The organism is Enterobacter cloacae complex sp. 2024EL-00711 (genome assembly GCF_047529885.1).
GTDB classification, from domain to species: Bacteria; Pseudomonadota; Gammaproteobacteria; order Enterobacterales; family Enterobacteriaceae; genus Enterobacter; species Enterobacter ludwigii.
The window spans coordinates 95,949-112,423 of the sequence record NZ_JBLIZC010000009.1 but is presented as its reverse complement, the minus strand read 5'-3'; the positions used below and the strand labels follow the sequence as shown (position 1 = coordinate 112,423).

The 16,475-nt window shown below is 56.0% G+C and carries 11 protein-coding genes; 7 read left to right on the top strand and 4 right to left on the bottom strand.

Annotated features, from left to right (window positions below):
- Positions 1 to 250 precede the first annotated feature (250 nt).
- From metA to aceK, 4 genes are all read left to right on the top strand, one after another.
- Complete coding sequence (gene metA, locus ACMVME_RS20425; protein ID WP_014168174.1) at positions 251 to 1,180, top strand: homoserine O-acetyltransferase MetA; 930 nt, start codon at positions 251 to 253, stop codon at positions 1,178 to 1,180.
- A 270-nt stretch (positions 1,181 to 1,450) separates the two neighbouring features.
- Positions 1,451 to 3,052, top strand: coding sequence for a malate synthase A (gene aceB, locus ACMVME_RS20420; RefSeq protein ID WP_032681929.1), 1,602 nt, complete (start codon positions 1,451 to 1,453; stop codon positions 3,050 to 3,052).
- A gap of 31 nt (positions 3,053 to 3,083) precedes the next feature.
- Entirely contained in the window at positions 3,084 to 4,388 is a 1,305-nt protein-coding gene (gene aceA / locus ACMVME_RS20415; RefSeq protein WP_020882864.1) for an isocitrate lyase, read from the top strand.
- 88 nt (positions 4,389 to 4,476) lie between these two features.
- Complete coding sequence (gene aceK, locus ACMVME_RS20410) at positions 4,477 to 6,204, top strand: bifunctional isocitrate dehydrogenase kinase/phosphatase (protein WP_251859095.1); 1,728 nt, start codon at positions 4,477 to 4,479, stop codon at positions 6,202 to 6,204.
- Positions 6,205 to 6,247: 43 nt separating this feature from the next.
- Here aceK and iclR read toward each other — a convergent pair whose 3' ends face one another.
- Positions 6,248 to 7,075, bottom strand: a complete 828-nt coding sequence (iclR, locus tag ACMVME_RS20405; protein ID WP_020882862.1) for a glyoxylate bypass operon transcriptional repressor IclR — start codon at positions 7,073 to 7,075, stop codon at positions 6,248 to 6,250.
- A 194-nt stretch (positions 7,076 to 7,269) separates the two neighbouring features.
- Between iclR and metH the strand changes: the two genes are divergently transcribed.
- The 3 genes from metH to rluF all read left to right on the top strand — a co-directional run bounded on the left by metH (position 7,270) and on the right by rluF (position 13,703).
- Positions 7,270 to 10,953 (top strand): methionine synthase, encoded by a 3,684-nt coding sequence (metH, locus tag ACMVME_RS20400; RefSeq protein WP_032681927.1) that lies wholly within the window; start codon positions 7,270 to 7,272, stop codon positions 10,951 to 10,953.
- A gap of 114 nt (positions 10,954 to 11,067) precedes the next feature.
- Positions 11,068 to 12,699 (top strand): Na/Pi cotransporter family protein, encoded by a 1,632-nt coding sequence (locus tag ACMVME_RS20395; RefSeq protein WP_020882860.1) that lies wholly within the window; start codon positions 11,068 to 11,070, stop codon positions 12,697 to 12,699.
- Between the two features lie 134 nt (positions 12,700 to 12,833).
- The gene (gene rluF, locus ACMVME_RS20390; RefSeq protein WP_014168181.1) at positions 12,834 to 13,703 is read left to right on the top strand and encodes a 23S rRNA pseudouridine(2604) synthase RluF; all 870 of its coding nucleotides are present in this window, start codon (positions 12,834 to 12,836) and stop codon (positions 13,701 to 13,703) included.
- Here rluF and ACMVME_RS20385 read toward each other — a convergent pair whose 3' ends face one another.
- The 3 genes from ACMVME_RS20385 to lysC form a co-directional block, all read right to left on the bottom strand.
- Positions 13,704 to 13,976, bottom strand: coding sequence for a DUF3811 domain-containing protein (locus ACMVME_RS20385; RefSeq protein ID WP_014168182.1), 273 nt, complete (start codon positions 13,974 to 13,976; stop codon positions 13,704 to 13,706).
- A gap of 50 nt (positions 13,977 to 14,026) precedes the next feature.
- On the bottom strand, positions 14,027 to 14,971 hold the full coding sequence (gene panS / locus ACMVME_RS20380; RefSeq protein ID WP_014168183.1) for a ketopantoate/pantoate/pantothenate transporter PanS: 945 nt from the start codon (positions 14,969 to 14,971) through the stop codon (positions 14,027 to 14,029).
- Positions 14,972 to 15,063: 92 nt separating this feature from the next.
- The gene (gene lysC, locus ACMVME_RS20375; RefSeq protein ID WP_014168184.1) at positions 15,064 to 16,413 is read right to left on the bottom strand and encodes a lysine-sensitive aspartokinase 3; all 1,350 of its coding nucleotides are present in this window, start codon (positions 16,411 to 16,413) and stop codon (positions 15,064 to 15,066) included.
- Between the last annotated feature and the right edge of the window lie 62 nt (positions 16,414 to 16,475).

Genomic DNA, 16,475 nt, shown 5'->3' with positions numbered 1-16,475 from the left:
CTCAGAAGTGAAACGCCGTAGCGCCGATGGTAGTGTGGGGTCTCCCCATGCGAGAGTAGGGAACTGCCAGGCATCAATTAAAAGAACCCCGTACCGTATGGTGCGGGGTTTTTTGCTTTTTGGGCTTCTTACTTCCTCCTTGAAACTTTCTCACCTTCCGCTTGCAGACTCGACATTCAGCCTGTTTCTGGGTATCGTTAGCTGTCTGGATGTCTAAACGTTTATACGTATGCTGTGAGGATATGAGGTTATGCCGATTCGGGTGCAGGACGAGCTACCAGCCGTCAATTTCTTACGTGATGAAAACGTCTTTGTGATGACGACTTCACGCGCTACAGGTCAGGAAATTCGCCCACTGAAGGTGCTTATTCTCAATCTGATGCCGAAAAAGATCGAAACAGAGAACCAGTTCCTGCGTTTGCTTTCGAACTCGCCGCTGCAGGTTGATATCCAGCTGCTGCGAATCGATGCCCGTGAGTCGCGAAATACGCCTTCTGAGCATCTGAATAATTTTTACTGTAACTTCGACGACATTCGCGACGAAAACTTCGACGGACTGATTGTGACCGGTGCACCGCTGGGCCTGGTCGAATTTAATGATGTTGCCTACTGGCCGCAGATCAAACAGGTACTGGAGTGGGCTAAAGATCACGTCACGTCCACGCTGTTTGTTTGTTGGGCGGTGCAAGCCGCCCTGAATATCCTCTATGGGATCCCCAAACAAACCCGCACTGAGAAGCTTTCAGGTGTTTACGAGCACCACCTTGTCCAACCTCACGCCCTGTTGACGCGCGGGTTCGATGACTCCTTCCTGGCCCCACACTCGCGCTACGCCGATTTTCCGGCACAGCTGATTCGTGATTACACCGATCTCGATATCCTGGCCGAAACCGAAGACGGGGATGCTTACCTGTTTGCCAGTAAAGACAAGCGCATTGCCTTTGTTACCGGCCATCCTGAGTACGATCCGAACACCCTCGCGTCGGAGTATTTCCGTGACGTTGAAGCCGGTCTGAATCCGGACGTTCCGTACAACTATTTCCCCAAAAACGATCCACAGAACAAACCGAGAGCCACCTGGCGTAGCCACGGGAATTTGCTGTTTACGAACTGGCTCAACTATTACGTCTACCAGATCACACCATACGATCTGCGCCACATGAATCCAACGCTGGAGTAATCTTCTGCACTAAACGATCCTAAAGCGTTTCAGCTATTCACATCAGGCACCTTCGGGTGCCTTTTTCATTTCCGAAATACCACTCAACAAACAATAAAACTTTAATTTCATATTAATCAATGTGTTAAGTTCATTTAATAATTAAAATGGAAATTGTTTTTGATTTTGGAAAAAATATAGATAGTCTTAATTCTGCTGAGCGAAAACTACACAACGATCTTTCGTTCGCATCGGGGGCGTGATTTTGGATCTTTGATGAGGAGCAGAGTAATGACTCAACAGGCAACGACGGTCGATGAACTGGCCTTTACCCAGCCGCATGGCGAGCAAGAACAGCAAATTTTGACAGCAGACGCTGTCGAATTCCTGACCGAACTGGTGACCCGCTTTACGCCAACGCGCAATAAGCTGCTGGCGGCACGCATTCATCAGCAGCAGGAAATTGATGATGGCAAGTTGCCTGGGTTTATTTCGGAAACCGCTTCCATTCGCCGTGGTGAGTGGAAAATCCGCGGCATTCCGGATGATTTACAGGATCGGCGCGTCGAAATCACCGGCCCGGTGGAGCGCAAAATGGTGATCAACGCCATGAACGCGAACGTAAAAGTCTTTATGGCAGATTTTGAGGACTCACTGGCGCCGGACTGGCATAAGGTTATCGACGGGCAAATCAATCTGCGCGATGCCGTAAATGGCACCATCAGCTATACCAACGAAGCCGGCAAAATCTATCAACTGAAACCCAATCCGGCGGTTCTGATCTGTCGCGTACGTGGACTGCATCTGCCTGAAAAGCATGTCACCTGGCGCGGCGAAGCCATTCCGGGCAGTCTGTTTGACTTCGCCCTCTATTTCTTCCACAACCACAAGAATCTGCTGGCAAAAGGCAGCGGCCCCTATTTCTATCTGCCGAAAACACAGGCCTGGCAGGAAGCGGCCTGGTGGAGTGAAGTGTTTAGCTTCACGGAAGATCGTTTCAACCTGCCGCGCGGCACCATTAAAGCCACCCTGCTGATTGAAACGCTGCCTGCCGTGTTCCAGATGAACGAAATTCTGCATGCGCTGCGCGACCATATTGTTGGGCTGAACTGTGGACGCTGGGATTACATCTTCAGCTACATCAAAACCCTGAAAAATCATCCCGATCGTGTACTGCCGGATCGCCAGGTGGTCACCATGGATAAACCGTTCCTGAGTGCCTACTCACGCCTGTTGATTAAGACCTGCCACAAGCGTGGGGCCTTTGCGATGGGTGGAATGGCGGCATTTATCCCAAGCAAAGATGCTGAACGTAACAATCAGGTGCTCAACAAGGTGAAAGCCGATAAAGAGCTTGAAGCACGAAATGGCCATGACGGAACGTGGATCGCGCATCCGGGTCTGGCGGATACGGCAATGGACGTCTTCAACCGCGTACTCGGTGAGAACAAAAACCAGCTGTTTGTGACGCGTGATGAGGATGCCCCAACGGCTGAAGAACACCTGCTGGCACCGTGTGCGGGCGAGCGTACGGAAGAGGGCATGCGCGCCAATATCCGCGTAGCCGTCCAGTACATTGAAGCGTGGATCTCCGGTAACGGCTGCGTGCCGATATACGGCCTGATGGAAGATGCCGCTACCGCCGAAATCTCTCGCACCTCAATCTGGCAGTGGATCCACCATCAAAAAACGCTCAGCAACGGCAAGCCGGTGACCAAATCCCTGTTCCGTCAGATGCTGGCCGAAGAGATGCGGGTGATCCAGGACGAACTGGGTGAACACCGCTTCAGCAGCGGACGTTTTGATGACGCCGCACGCCTGATGGAGCAAATCACCACATCTGATGACTTAATCGACTTCCTGACCCTGCCGGGCTACCGCTTCCTGGCGTAATTCACCCCACAACAATATGGAGCATCTGCACATGAAAACCCGTACCCAACAAATCGAAGAATTGAAGAAAGAGTGGACCCAACCTCGCTGGGAAGGCATCCGCCGCCCGTATAGCGCGGAAGAGGTGGTGAAATTGCGTGGCTCGGTCAATCCGGAATGTACCCTGGCGCAGCGCGGCGCGGCGAAAATGTGGGATCTGCTGCACGGCGGTGCCAAAAAAGGTTACATCAATAGCCTCGGCGCGCTGACTGGCGGCCAGGCCCTGCAGCAGGCGAAAGCCGGCATCGAAGCCATCTATCTTTCCGGCTGGCAGGTTGCGGCGGACGCCAACCTGGCCTCCAGCATGTATCCGGATCAGTCGCTCTATCCGGCAAACTCGGTACCAACCGTGGTGGATCGGATCAACAACACCTTCCGCCGTGCGGATCAGATCCAGTGGGCGGCAGGCATTGAGCCAAACGATCCGCGTTTTATTGATTATTTTCTGCCAATCGTCGCGGATGCGGAAGCGGGATTCGGCGGCGTGCTGAACGCCTTTGAGCTGATGAAATCGATGATTGAGGCCGGTGCAGCGGCCGTTCACTTCGAAGACCAGCTGGCGTCAGTGAAGAAATGCGGACACATGGGCGGGAAAGTCCTTGTCCCAACCCAGGAAGCGATTCAGAAGCTGGTTGCGGCGCGTCTGGCGGCTGACGTGCTCGGCGTACCCACGCTGGTGATTGCCCGTACCGATGCGGATGCGGCTGACCTGATCACCTCTGACTGCGATCCTTACGACAGCGAGTTCATTACCGGCGAACGCACCAGCGAAGGGTTTTATCGTACCCATGCTGGCATTGAACAGGCGATCAGCCGTGGGCTGGCATATGCACCGTATGCGGACCTGGTCTGGTGCGAAACCTCCACGCCGGACCTGGCGCTGGCAAAACGCTTTGCCGATGCTATCCACGCCAAATATCCGGGCAAACTGCTGGCCTATAACTGCTCGCCGTCCTTCAACTGGCAGAAGAAACTGGACGATAAAACCATCGCCAGCTTCCAGCAGCAGCTGTCCGACATGGGCTACAAATATCAGTTCATCACGCTGGCTGGCATTCACAGCATGTGGTTCAACATGTTCGACCTGGCGCATGCCTACGCGCAGGGTGAAGGCATGAAGCATTACGTTGAGAAGGTGCAGCAGCCGGAATTTGCTGCCGGTAAAGAGGGCTATACCTTCGTTTCGCATCAGCAGGAGGTCGGGACCGGTTACTTCGATAACGTGACCACTATCATCCAGGGGGGCACCTCCTCCGTCACCGCCTTAACGGGATCGACGGAAGAAGCCCAGTTCTGAGCCGTGTAATGCCCGGTGGCACGCTGCCGGGCCTGTGAACATACTCCCTCTCCCGTCGGGAGGGGGCCGGGGTGAGGGAGCATGAACAATGTCGCGTGGTCTGGAATTACTGATTGCCCAAACTATTCTGCAGGGCTTCGATGCCCAGTACGGACGTTTCCTGGAAGTCACATCCGGCGCGCAGCAGCGTTTTGAGCACGCCGACTGGCATGCGGTTCAGCAGGCCATGAAGCAGCGAATCCACCTTTACGACCACCATGTGGGTCTGGTGGTTGAGCAGTTGCGCTGCATTACCGACGGCAAAATCCCTGACGCGGAGTTTTTACTGCGCGTGAAGGAGCATTACACCCATCTGTTACCTGATTACCCGCGCTTCGAGATTGCGGAGAGCTTTTTCAACTCCGTCTATTGCCGGTTATTTGACCACCGCTCATTATCTCCTGAGCGGTTATTTATCTTTAGCTCTCAGCCGGAACGCCGCTTTCGCACTATTCCGCGTCCGCTGGCGAAGGATTTCTTTCCCGATCGTGGCTGGGAAAAACTCCTGCATCGCGTATTAACGGATTTGCCGCTGCGTTTGCCCTGGGAGAATAAAACCCGTGATATCGGCTATATCTCTGCGCATCTCAAGGAGACCTTCGGCGAAGAGGTGCTCGGGCAAAGCCATTTGCAGGTTGCCAATGAGCTTTTTTATCGTAATAAGGACGCCTGGCTGGTCGGTAAACTGATGACACCGTCGGCCATTGTGCCGTTTCTGTTACCCATCCATCGTACCGATGACGGTGAACTGTTTGTTGATACCTGCCTGACAACCAGCGCCGAGGCCAGCATTGTCTTTGGTTTCGCCCGCTCCTACTTTATGGTGTATGCCCCGCTGCCTGCTGCTCTGGTGGAGTGGTTGCGCGAGATCCTGCCGGGGAAAACCACCGCCGAGCTGTACATGGCCATTGGCTGTCAGAAACACGCCAAGACGGAAAGCTATCGGGAATATCTGCGCTATGTCACCACGGCAGATGAGCAATTTATCGAAGCCCCCGGTATTCGCGGCATGGTGATGCTGGTCTTTACCCTGCCGGGTTTTGATCGGGTGTTTAAGGTCATCAAAGATACGTTCGCGCCGCAGAAGGAGATGACCGCTGCTCACGTCCGCGCCTGCTACCAGCTGGTTAAAGAGCACGATCGCGTCGGGCGAATGGCGGACACCCAGGAGTTCGAGAACTTTGTGCTGGATAAGCAGCAGATCGATCCGGCATTAATGGCGTTATTACTGCAGGAAGCGCCGGCGAAAATCACCGATCTGGGCGACAAAATTGCCATCAGCCATCTCTATATCGAACGCCGCATGATCCCACTCAATATCTGGCTGGAGCAGTCCGAAGGTCAGGCACTGCGGGATGCCATTGAAGAATACGGCAACGCTATCCGTCAGCTTGCCGCCGCGAATATCTTCCCGGGCGACATGCTGTTTAAAAACTTCGGGGTCACCCGTCACGGGCGGGTGGTGTTCTACGATTATGATGAAATTTGCTATATGACTGAGGTGAATTTCCGCGATATACCGCAGCCCCGCTATCCGGAAGATGAACTGTCCGGCGAGCCGTGGTACAGCATCTCACCGGGAGATGTCTTTCCTGAGGAGTTTCGCCACTGGCTGTGCGCTGACCCGCGCATCAGGCCACTGTTTGAAGAGATGCATGATGACCTGTTCCGCGCCAGCTACTGGCGGGGCCTGCAGACGCGCATCAAGAATGGGCATGTGGAAGATGTGTATGCCTATCGCCGCAAACAACGGTTTTGCATCCGATATGCGGTGTAATGCCCCCTCTCCCGACGGGAGAGGGATTCAGGTGCACCCGATGTTATCGAATCCCGCCATATGCCAGCGTGACCTCTTTCGCCGCCTTAATCACCAGCGCACCTAACTCCGTGACGCGGTCATCGGTCATACGGGAAATCGGTCCGGAGATCGAAATGGCGGCAAACGGCTCGCGGTGCTCGTCAAAGATGCAGGCCGCAATGCAGCGCAGGCCTAACGCATGCTCCTCGTCATCAAACGAATAGCCGCGCTTGCGGGTCAGGGCCAGATCTTCTTTCAGATGTACCGGTGAGACCAGCGTGGCGTGGGTGTAGGCGTGCAGCCCTTTCCGGTGCAGCAGCCCGGTGACCTGCTCTTCGCTGAGCTGCGACAGAAACGCTTTCCCCGCCCCGGAGGCATGCATCGGCAGCTTGCCGCCAATCGGTGCCGACATACGCATCAGCTGGGTGCACTGTACCTGGTCGATGATAATGGCCTGATGGTCGCTCTGGTCGAGCACGGCCAGGTTTACCGTCTCGCCGGAATCTTCCATCAGCTTGCGCAGAATAGGGTGCACAATCGCCAGCAGGTTGCGGCTCTGCAGGAAGCTGCTGCCGACGATAAAAGCATGTGCGCCCACCGCCCAGTGTCCCAGCTCGCCCACCTGGCGCACAAAGCCCAGCTGCTGCATCGTGGTCAACAGTCGATGGGTCGTTGAGTTCGGCAGGCCAGCCTGCTGTGCCAGCTCTGTCAGGGCCACGCTGCTGTGCGACTCGGCTATCCATTCCAGCAGCTTCAAACCGCGCGTGAGCGATTGAACCTGTCCGCCCTGAGAGGCGGCGGTGGTGGCAGCAGGTTTTCTGCCGCGTTTAGCGGGAACGGTCGTGACCATGACGAACTCCTTTTTCTGTATCGTGGAAACCATTTTCGTTTTATTTGGTGATTTTGCAACCGTTATCCTGACTGATCGGATGAGTGATAGTGAACATGTCTCATGTTACCGCTGTGTGACTTTTACACCCTGCGAGATTGTGCCAGTATGGACTGCTGGCCTTTTGGCCTGGTTGAGCGTTGTCGGGAGCAAGTGTGAGCAGCAAAGTAGAGCAACTGCGTGCGCAGTTAAATAAACGAATTCTGGTGCTGGACGGCGGCATGGGTACCATGATCCAGAGCTATCGTCTGAGTGAAGACGATTTCCGCGGCGAGCGTTTCGCCGACTGGCCATGCGACCTCAAAGGTAACAACGACCTTCTGGTGCTCAGCAAACCGCAGGTCATTTCGGCGATCCACAACGCGTATTTCGAGGCGGGTGCGGATATCGTCGAAACCAACACCTTTAACTCGACAACCATCGCCATGGCGGATTACCAGATGGAATCCCTCTCGGCGGAGATAAACCTTGCCGCGGCAAAGCTGGCCCGCGCCTGCGCTGATGAATGGACAGCCCGTACGCCGGACAAACCGCGCTACGTGGCCGGGGTGCTTGGCCCGACCAACCGAACCGCGTCGATTTCACCCGATGTGAACGACCCGGCCTTTCGTAACATCAGCTTTGATCAGCTGGTGGCGGCGTATCGTGAATCGACCAAAGCGCTGGTGGAAGGCGGTTCCGATCTGATCCTGATTGAAACGGTATTCGACACCCTCAATGCCAAAGCCGCGATTTACGCGGTGAAAGAGGAGTTCGAGGCGCTGGGCGTCGACCTGCCGATCATGATTTCCGGTACCATCACCGACGCCTCTGGTCGTACCCTCTCCGGCCAGACCACAGAAGCTTTTTACAACTCCCTGCGTCACGCTGAAGCGCTCTCCTTCGGCCTGAACTGCGCGCTGGGTCCCGATGAGCTGCGCCAGTATGTGCAGGAACTTTCGCGCATCGCTGAATGCTATGTCACCGCACACCCGAACGCCGGCCTGCCGAACGCCTTTGGTGAATACGATCTGGATGCAGACACCATGGCGGCGCAAATCCGCGAGTGGGCCGAATCTGGTTTTCTGAATATCGTCGGTGGTTGCTGCGGTACCACGCCAGAGCATATTGCCGCGATGAGCAATGCGGTGGCGGGTCTGCCGCCGCGTCAACTGCCTACGCTGCCGGTTGCCTGCCGTTTGGCCGGCCTTGAGCCGTTGACCATCGGTGACGACAGCCTGTTTGTGAACGTCGGGGAGCGTACTAACGTGACCGGTTCGGCGAAATTCAAACGGCTGATTAAAGAAGAGAAGTACAGTGAAGCGCTGGACGTGGCCCGCCAGCAGGTTGAGAGCGGCGCCCAGATCATCGACATCAATATGGATGAGGGGATGCTCGACGCCGAAGCGGCGATGGTGCGCTTCCTCAACCTGATAGCCGGTGAGCCGGACATTGCCCGGGTGCCGATCATGATTGACTCCTCTAAGTGGGAAGTCATCGAGAAAGGGCTGAAGTGTATTCAGGGTAAAGGCATTGTTAACTCCATCTCGATGAAAGAAGGCGTTGATACCTTTATCCACCACGCGAAGATGGTGCGCCGTTATGGTGCCGCCGTGGTGGTGATGGCCTTCGATGAAATGGGCCAGGCCGATACCCGGGCGCGCAAAATTGAGATTTGCCGCCGCGCATACAAAATTCTGACCGAAGAGGTGGGCTTCCCGCCGGAAGACATCATCTTCGACCCCAACATCTTCGCGGTTGCCACCGGTATTGAAGAGCACAATAACTACGCGCAGGACTTTATCGGCGCGTGTGAAGACATCAAACGCGAGCTGCCGCATGCGCTGATCTCCGGCGGCGTATCGAACGTGTCATTCTCCTTCCGCGGTAACGATCCGGTGCGTGAAGCTATCCACGCCGTGTTCCTCTATTACGCTATCCGTAACGGTATGGACATGGGGATCGTTAACGCCGGACAGCTGGCCATTTACGACGACCTGCCGGCGGAACTGCGCGACGCCGTAGAAGACGTGATCCTCAACCGGCGTGATGATGCCACCGAGCGCATGCTGGATCTGGCCGAGAAATACCGCGGCAGTAAATCCGATGCATCGGTAAACATTCAGCAGGCGGAGTGGCGTGCCTGGGACGTGAAAAAACGTCTGGAATACTCACTCGTTAAGGGAATTACCGAGTTTATTGAACAGGACACCGAAGAAGCACGTCAGCAATCGACGCGCCCGATTGAAGTGATCGAAGGGCCGCTGATGGACGGCATGAACGTGGTCGGCGATCTGTTTGGCGAAGGCAAAATGTTCCTGCCGCAGGTGGTGAAATCCGCACGCGTCATGAAGCAGGCGGTGGCCTATCTCGAACCCTTTATCGAAGCCAGCAAAGAGAAAGGCTCCAGCAACGGTAAAATGGTGATCGCCACCGTGAAGGGCGACGTGCATGACATCGGTAAGAACATTGTGGGCGTCGTACTGCAGTGTAATAACTACGAGATTATCGATCTTGGCGTGATGGTGCCGGCGGATAAAATCCTCAAAACCGCGCGCGAAGTGAATGCTGACCTGATTGGACTTTCCGGGCTGATTACCCCGTCGCTGGACGAGATGGTCAACGTGGCGAAAGAGATGGAGCGTCAGGGCTTTACCATTCCACTGCTGATTGGCGGGGCGACAACGTCCAAAGCGCACACAGCGGTGAAAATCGAGCAGAACTACAGTGGCCCGACGGTTTATGTGCAAAACGCCTCGCGTACCGTGGGCGTCGTGTCGGCATTGTTGTCTGCCACCCAGCGTGATGATTTTGTCGCGCGTACCCGCAAAGAGTACGAGACCGTGCGTATTCAGCATGGCCGTAAGAAACCGCGGACGCCGCCGGTGACACTCCAGGCCGCACGCGATAACGATCTGGCGTTTGACTGGGCCAGCTATACGCCCCCTGTGGCGCATCGTCTGGGCGTTCAGGACGTTACTGCCAGCATCGAGACGCTGCGTAACTACATCGACTGGACACCGTTCTTCATGACCTGGTCACTGGCGGGCAAATATCCCCGCATCCTTGAAGATGAGGTGGTCGGGGAAGAAGCCAAACGCCTGTTCAACGACGCCAACGAAATGCTTGACCAGTTGAGTGCGCAGAAAAGCCTCAACCCGCGCGGCGTGGTGGGCCTGTTCCCGGCGAACCGTGTGGGCGACGACATCGAAATTTATCGCGACGAGACCCGCACGCACGTGCTGGCAGTAAGTCGCCATCTGCGCCAGCAAACCGAGAAAGTGGGCTTTGCTAACTACTGCCTGGCCGATTTCGTTGCACCGAAGCTTTCCGGCAAAGCGGATTATATCGGGGCGTTTGCCGTGACCGGGGGTCTTGAGGAAGATGCGCTGGCGGAGGCGTTCGACGCGCAGCACGATGATTACAATAAAATCATGGTGAAAGCGATTGCCGATCGTCTGGCGGAAGCCTTCGCAGAGTACCTCCACGAGCGCGTGCGCAAGGTGCACTGGGGCTACGCGGCCAATGAGAACCTCAGCAACGAGGAGCTGATCCGCGAAAACTACCAGGGGATTCGTCCGGCTCCGGGCTATCCAGCCTGCCCGGAACACACCGAAAAGGGCACTATCTGGACATTGCTGGATGTAGAAGCCCATACCGGCATGAAGCTCACCGAGTCTTTCGCCATGTGGCCTGGGGCATCGGTGTCCGGCTGGTATTTCAGCCATCCCGACAGCAAATACTTCGCCGTCGCGCAGCTGCAGCGCGATCAGATTGAAGATTACGCCCTGCGCAAAGGCATGAGTGTCTCAGAGGTTGAACGCTGGCTGGCACCCAATTTAGGCTACGACGCTGACTAACGTCACTTTTCCTTACAACAAACAGGGCGCTCATTGGGCGCCCTGTCTCTTTCTTACGTTTAAACCCTTATACTGAATCATAAAAACATAGAACGATAAGGAGGAGAACCTTCCGTGCTGACCCTGTTACACTTGCTTTCCGCAGTAGCACTGCTGGTATGGGGCACGCATATTGTCCGTACCGGCGTTATGCGCGTCTTTGGCGCGCGCTTACGCACCGTTCTCAGCAGCAGCGTTGAGAAGAAGCCGCTCGCCTTCTGCGCGGGCATCGGCGTGACGGCACTGGTGCAGAGCAGTAATGCGACGACCCTGCTCGTGACCTCGTTTGTGGCGCAGGATCTGGTGGCACTGGCACCCGCGCTGGTCATTGTGCTGGGCGCTGACGTGGGTACCGCGCTGATGGCGCGTATCCTGACCTTCGATCTCTCCTGGCTGTCGCCGCTGCTGATTTTTATCGGTGTCATCTTCTTCCTTGGCCGTAAGCAGACGCGTGCCGGACAGCTTGGCCGCGTGGGGATTGGCCTTGGGTTGATCCTGCTGGCGCTGGAGCTGATTGTGCAGGCGGTGACCCCCATCACCGAGGCCAACGGCGTTCAGGTCATCTTTGCCTCGCTGACCGGGGACATCATGCTGGATGCGTTGATCGGCGCGGTATTTGCCATCGTCAGTTACTCCAGCCTGGCCGCTGTGCTGCTGACGGCGACGTTAACCGCCGCGGGGGCGATCTCTTTCCCGGTCGCGCTGTGTCTGGTGATCGGGGCCAACCTTGGATCTGGCCTGCTGGCGATGCTCAATAACAGCGCCGCAAACGCTGCTGCCCGGCGCGTGGCGCTCGGAAGCCTGCTGTTTAAGCTGGTGGGCAGCCTGATTATTCTGCCGTTTGTCTATCCGCTGGCCAACCTGATGGACAATCTCCCGTTACCGAAGGCTGAGCTGGTTATCTATTTCCACGTGTTTTACAACCTGGTGCGTTGTCTGGCGATGGTGCCTTTTGCTGAACCCATGGCCCGCTTCTGCGAACGGCTTATTCGGGATGAACCGGAGCTGGATGCGCGTCTGAAACCTAAGCATCTGGACACCTCCGCGCTGGATACCCCGGCACTGGCGCTGGCTAATGCCGCGCGCGAGACGCTGCGCATGGGCGATGCCATGGAAACGATGCTTGAAGGGCTGCAAAAGGTCATGCACGGAGAGCCGCGAGAAGAGAAAGAGCTGCGCAGGCTGGCGGACGATATCAACGTGCTCTATACCGCCATCAAGCTCTACCTGGCGCGTATTCCGCAGGATGAACTGGCAGAGGAAGAGTCCCGCCGCTGGGCGGAAATCATCGAAATGTCGCTTAACCTCGAGCAGGCCTCGGATATAGTTGAGCGTATGGGAAGTGAAATTGCTGACAAATCCCTTGCCGCGCGCCGCGCCTTCTCGGTTGAAGGCCTGAAGGAGCTGGAGGCGCTGCACGAGCAGTTGCTGAGCAACCTGAAGCTGGCGATGCTGGTCTTCTTCTCCAGCGACGTACCGAGCGCACGCCGCTTGCGTCGTAACAAACATCGCTTCCGTATCCTCAACCGGCGCTACTCGCACGCCCACGTTGAACGACTGCACCAGCAGAACGTCCAGAGCATTGAAACCAGCTCCCTGCACCTGGGGTTGCTGGGGGACATGAAGCGTCTCAACTCGTTATTCTGCGCGGTCGCTTATAGCGTCATGGAGCAGCCGGATGAAGACGACGATCGAGATGAATATTAATCTCTGAAAGCGCCTTGATAAGGCGGTTAACCTGAAAACCAGCAGGTTTACGCCGGGCATGATGCCCGGTAACCGTCGGCTAATCTTTTTACCAGCCCAAACCTAAGGTATATTTCGCCTTTACAGGAGAAACTATGCTGCCAACTCAATCAACACGATTAAACAAATACATTAGCGAGAGCGGGATCTGCTCACGTCGCGAGGCGGACCGTTACATTGAACAGGGTAACGTGTTCCTCAACGGCAAACGCGCCACCATCGGTGACCAGGTCGTCCCCGGTGACGTGGTCAAAGTGAATGGTCAGCTCATTGAACCGCGTGATGCGGAAGACCTGGTATTTATCGCGTTGAATAAGCCGGTTGGCATCGTCAGTACCACGGAAGACGGCGAGCGGGACAACATTGTTGATTTCGTTAATCACAGCAGCCGTATCTTCCCGATTGGCCGCCTTGATAAAGACTCACAGGGGCTGATTTTCCTGACCAACCACGGCGATCTGGTGAACAAAATTCTGCGTGCCGGTAACGACCACGAGAAAGAGTACATCGTCACGGTCAATAAGCCGGTCACGGACGACTTTATCCGCGGTATGGGCGCAGGTGTGCCGATTCTGGGGACCGTCACGAAGAAGTGCAAGGTGAAGAAAGAGGCGCCGTTTGCTTTCCGCATTACCCTTGTGCAGGGCTTAAACCGTCAGATCCGCCGGATGTGCGAGCACTTCGGTTATGACGTGGTGAAGCTCGAACGTACGCGCATTATGAACGTGAGTCTGACCGGTATTCCACTGGGCGAGTGGCGTGATTTAACGGATGACGAACTGATTGAGCTGTTCAGGCTCATCGAGAATTCATCGTCTGAAGCGAAGCCAAAAACGAAAGCCAAACCGAAAACCCAGGCCATTAAGCGCCCGGTGGTGAAAGCGCCGCCATCAGAAGAGAAAAGCCGCGGTAAGCCTGCGGGCAAACGCTTCGTCCAGCCGGGCCGTAAAAAGAAAGGGCGCTAATTAGCGCCTTCCACGGGGTGAGGTATTGGCTGACCAGGAAAAGGTCGCTTCTTTATCGGGTTTATAAGCCTGCTCTTTTTTCAGCTTGCGGGCTTGTTTCGCCTCAGTTTCACGCTGAGCCATTAATTTATCGATGTACTCTTTTTTAACCTGATTGGTTTCGGCGTTAGTCAGCGTGCGGCCATGGGCGATACGAGCGCGGTCGAGGAGCGTTTTCAGTTCGCGCTGCTCAGCTTCCGTCATGTCTTTCTGGGTCAAACGTGGTGTAGCCATTGCTGAAGCCTCCTGAAGGGGAGGCTCCAGTGTAAAGCAAGCGAAGGAAATTAACCCTGTTTCACTGCATCTTTTTTCGCGGGCTCATTAATGGGTTTGCCTGACCAGTAGCCTGCCAGCAGCGAGCCGGACAGATTATGCCAGACGGAGAACAGCGCACCCGGCAGGGCCGCCAGCGGCGAGAAGTAGATCTTGCCCAGTGCTGCGGCCAGCCCCGAGTTTTGCATCCCCACTTCGATTGCCAGCGTACGACAGGTGGATTCGTCGAAACCAAACAGCTTCCCGCCCCAGTAACCGCCCAAAAGACCAAGGGTGTTATGCAACACCACCGCGATGATCACCACAAAGCCCACTGAGGCAATGTGCGAGGCGGAGCCGGCAACCACGGCGCTGATGATGGCCAGAATACAGACCATCGAGAAGGCAGGCAGGTACGGTTCAACGGCTTTGACCACGCGCGGGAACAGATGGTGAATCACCAGGCCCAGCGCAATCGGGATCACCACAATCTGCAGAATACTGAGCAGCATCCCCATGACGTCTACCTGAATCTGCGCATCCACATACAGACGCGTTAACAGCGGCGTGGCAATCACGCCCACCAGCGTTGAAACGGAAGAGATGGTCACCGAGAGCGCCACATCACCTTTTGCCAGGTAAATCATCACATTGGATGCCGTGCCGCTGGCCACGCTGCCGACCAACACCATACCGGCGGATAAATCTGGCGGCATTTTAAAGGCCATGGCCAGCAGCCAGGCCGCAAGCGGCATGACCAGATAGTGCAGGAAAATCCCTGCCGCTACGGGGGCCGGGCGCGACAGGACGCGTTTGAAGTCGTCAATTTTCAGGTGTACGCCCATGCCGAGCATAATCAGCATCAGCAGCGTCGTGACCCATGGGCCAATGCCCGTAAAGTGGGTGGGAGTGTAATACGCGAGTACGGAAAGCAGCAGTGCCCACAACGGGAACAGCCGGGTGATGGCGGATAACATAGATAGTCCTTGCAGTATTGTCGTGTTGTTTAGTTATAAAAAAGCCGGGTCTGTGCCCGGCTTATAGGTATTGTTTATCGTGCTAACGAATTTTATTCAAACAAATTCTGATGAAGTTTTTGCACGACCTGCTCGGCCTGATCGGCTGGCACCAGGAAGCAGAGGTTGTAGCTGGAGGCGCCGTAGCAAATCATACGAATGCTGAACGGGTCGAGTACGCCGAAGACCTCTTTGCCCACGCCGCAGGCACGCGACAGCTTGTTGCCGATGATGGCAACCAGCGCCAGATCTTCTTCCACTTCCACGCGGCACAACTCAGAGAGTTCGATCAGCAACGACTGCGTCAGCAGGGTGTCGCCGGTTGACGTGGAGCCAGTGGTGTCCAGCGTCAGCGCGATGCTCACTTCGGATGTGGTGATCAAATCCACGGAGATATTATGGCGCGCGAGGATGCCAAACACTTCCGCCAGGAAACCGCGAGAATGCAGCATATTGTGGCTGTGCAGCGTCACCAGCGTCTGGCGGCGGCGCAGGGCCAGCGCTCGGAACAATGGCGGGTTTTCGGTTTTCTTGCACACCAGCGTACCGCCTGCTTTGGGATCCTTACTGGAGCCAACGAAGACCGGGATATCGCTGCGCACGGCCGGCAACAGCGTCGCCGGGTGCAATACTTTCGCGCCGAAGGTGGCCATTTCGGCCGCCTCTTCAAACGCGATCACATCAATGCGTTTCGCCGCAGAGACCACGCGCGGGTCGGTGGTGTAAATACCCGGCACGTCAGTCCAGATATCCACACGGGTGGCATGCAGCGCTTCGCCGAGCAGGGCTGCCGTATAGTCACTGCCGCCGCGGCCAAGCGTTGTTGTACGGCCTTTGGCTTCGCTACCGATAAAGCCCTGAGTGATCACCATCCCTTCTGCCAGGCGCGGAGCCAGCTGCTGCTGGGTCAGCTCGGCCAGCATTTCAACATCCGGCTCGGCACGGCCAAAGCGATCGCTGGTGCGCATGACTTTACGCACGTCAAACCATTGGGCATGGACGTTACGCTCGCGGAGGATCTCCACGAACAGCAGCGTGGACATCAGCTCGCCGTGGCTGACCAGTTCATCGGTCAGCGCGGTGGAGGTCGCCAGAGAGGCGGCTTCAGCCAGGGTAGTGATATTTTCCAGCAGGCGTTCCACTTCCTCACGGATCACGTTCGGATTCTGCAGACGTTCAAGGATGTTGAACTGAATTTTGCGCAGTGCGTCCAGCTTAACGAAACGTTCGGTTGCTTCCAGTCCTTCAGACAGAGAAACCAGCAGGTTCGTCACGCCAGCAGAGGCGGAAAGCACCACCAGGCGGGTATTCGGATCGGCCAGCACCACATCGGCGCTGCGGTTCATGGCATCGTAATCGGCCACACTGGTGCCGCCAAATTTGGCGACCACAAAACTCGTCATAACAACCTCGTGTCAGGGAATGAATAAAGCGACCTTGGCACAAGAATGAAACGAGAACAGGT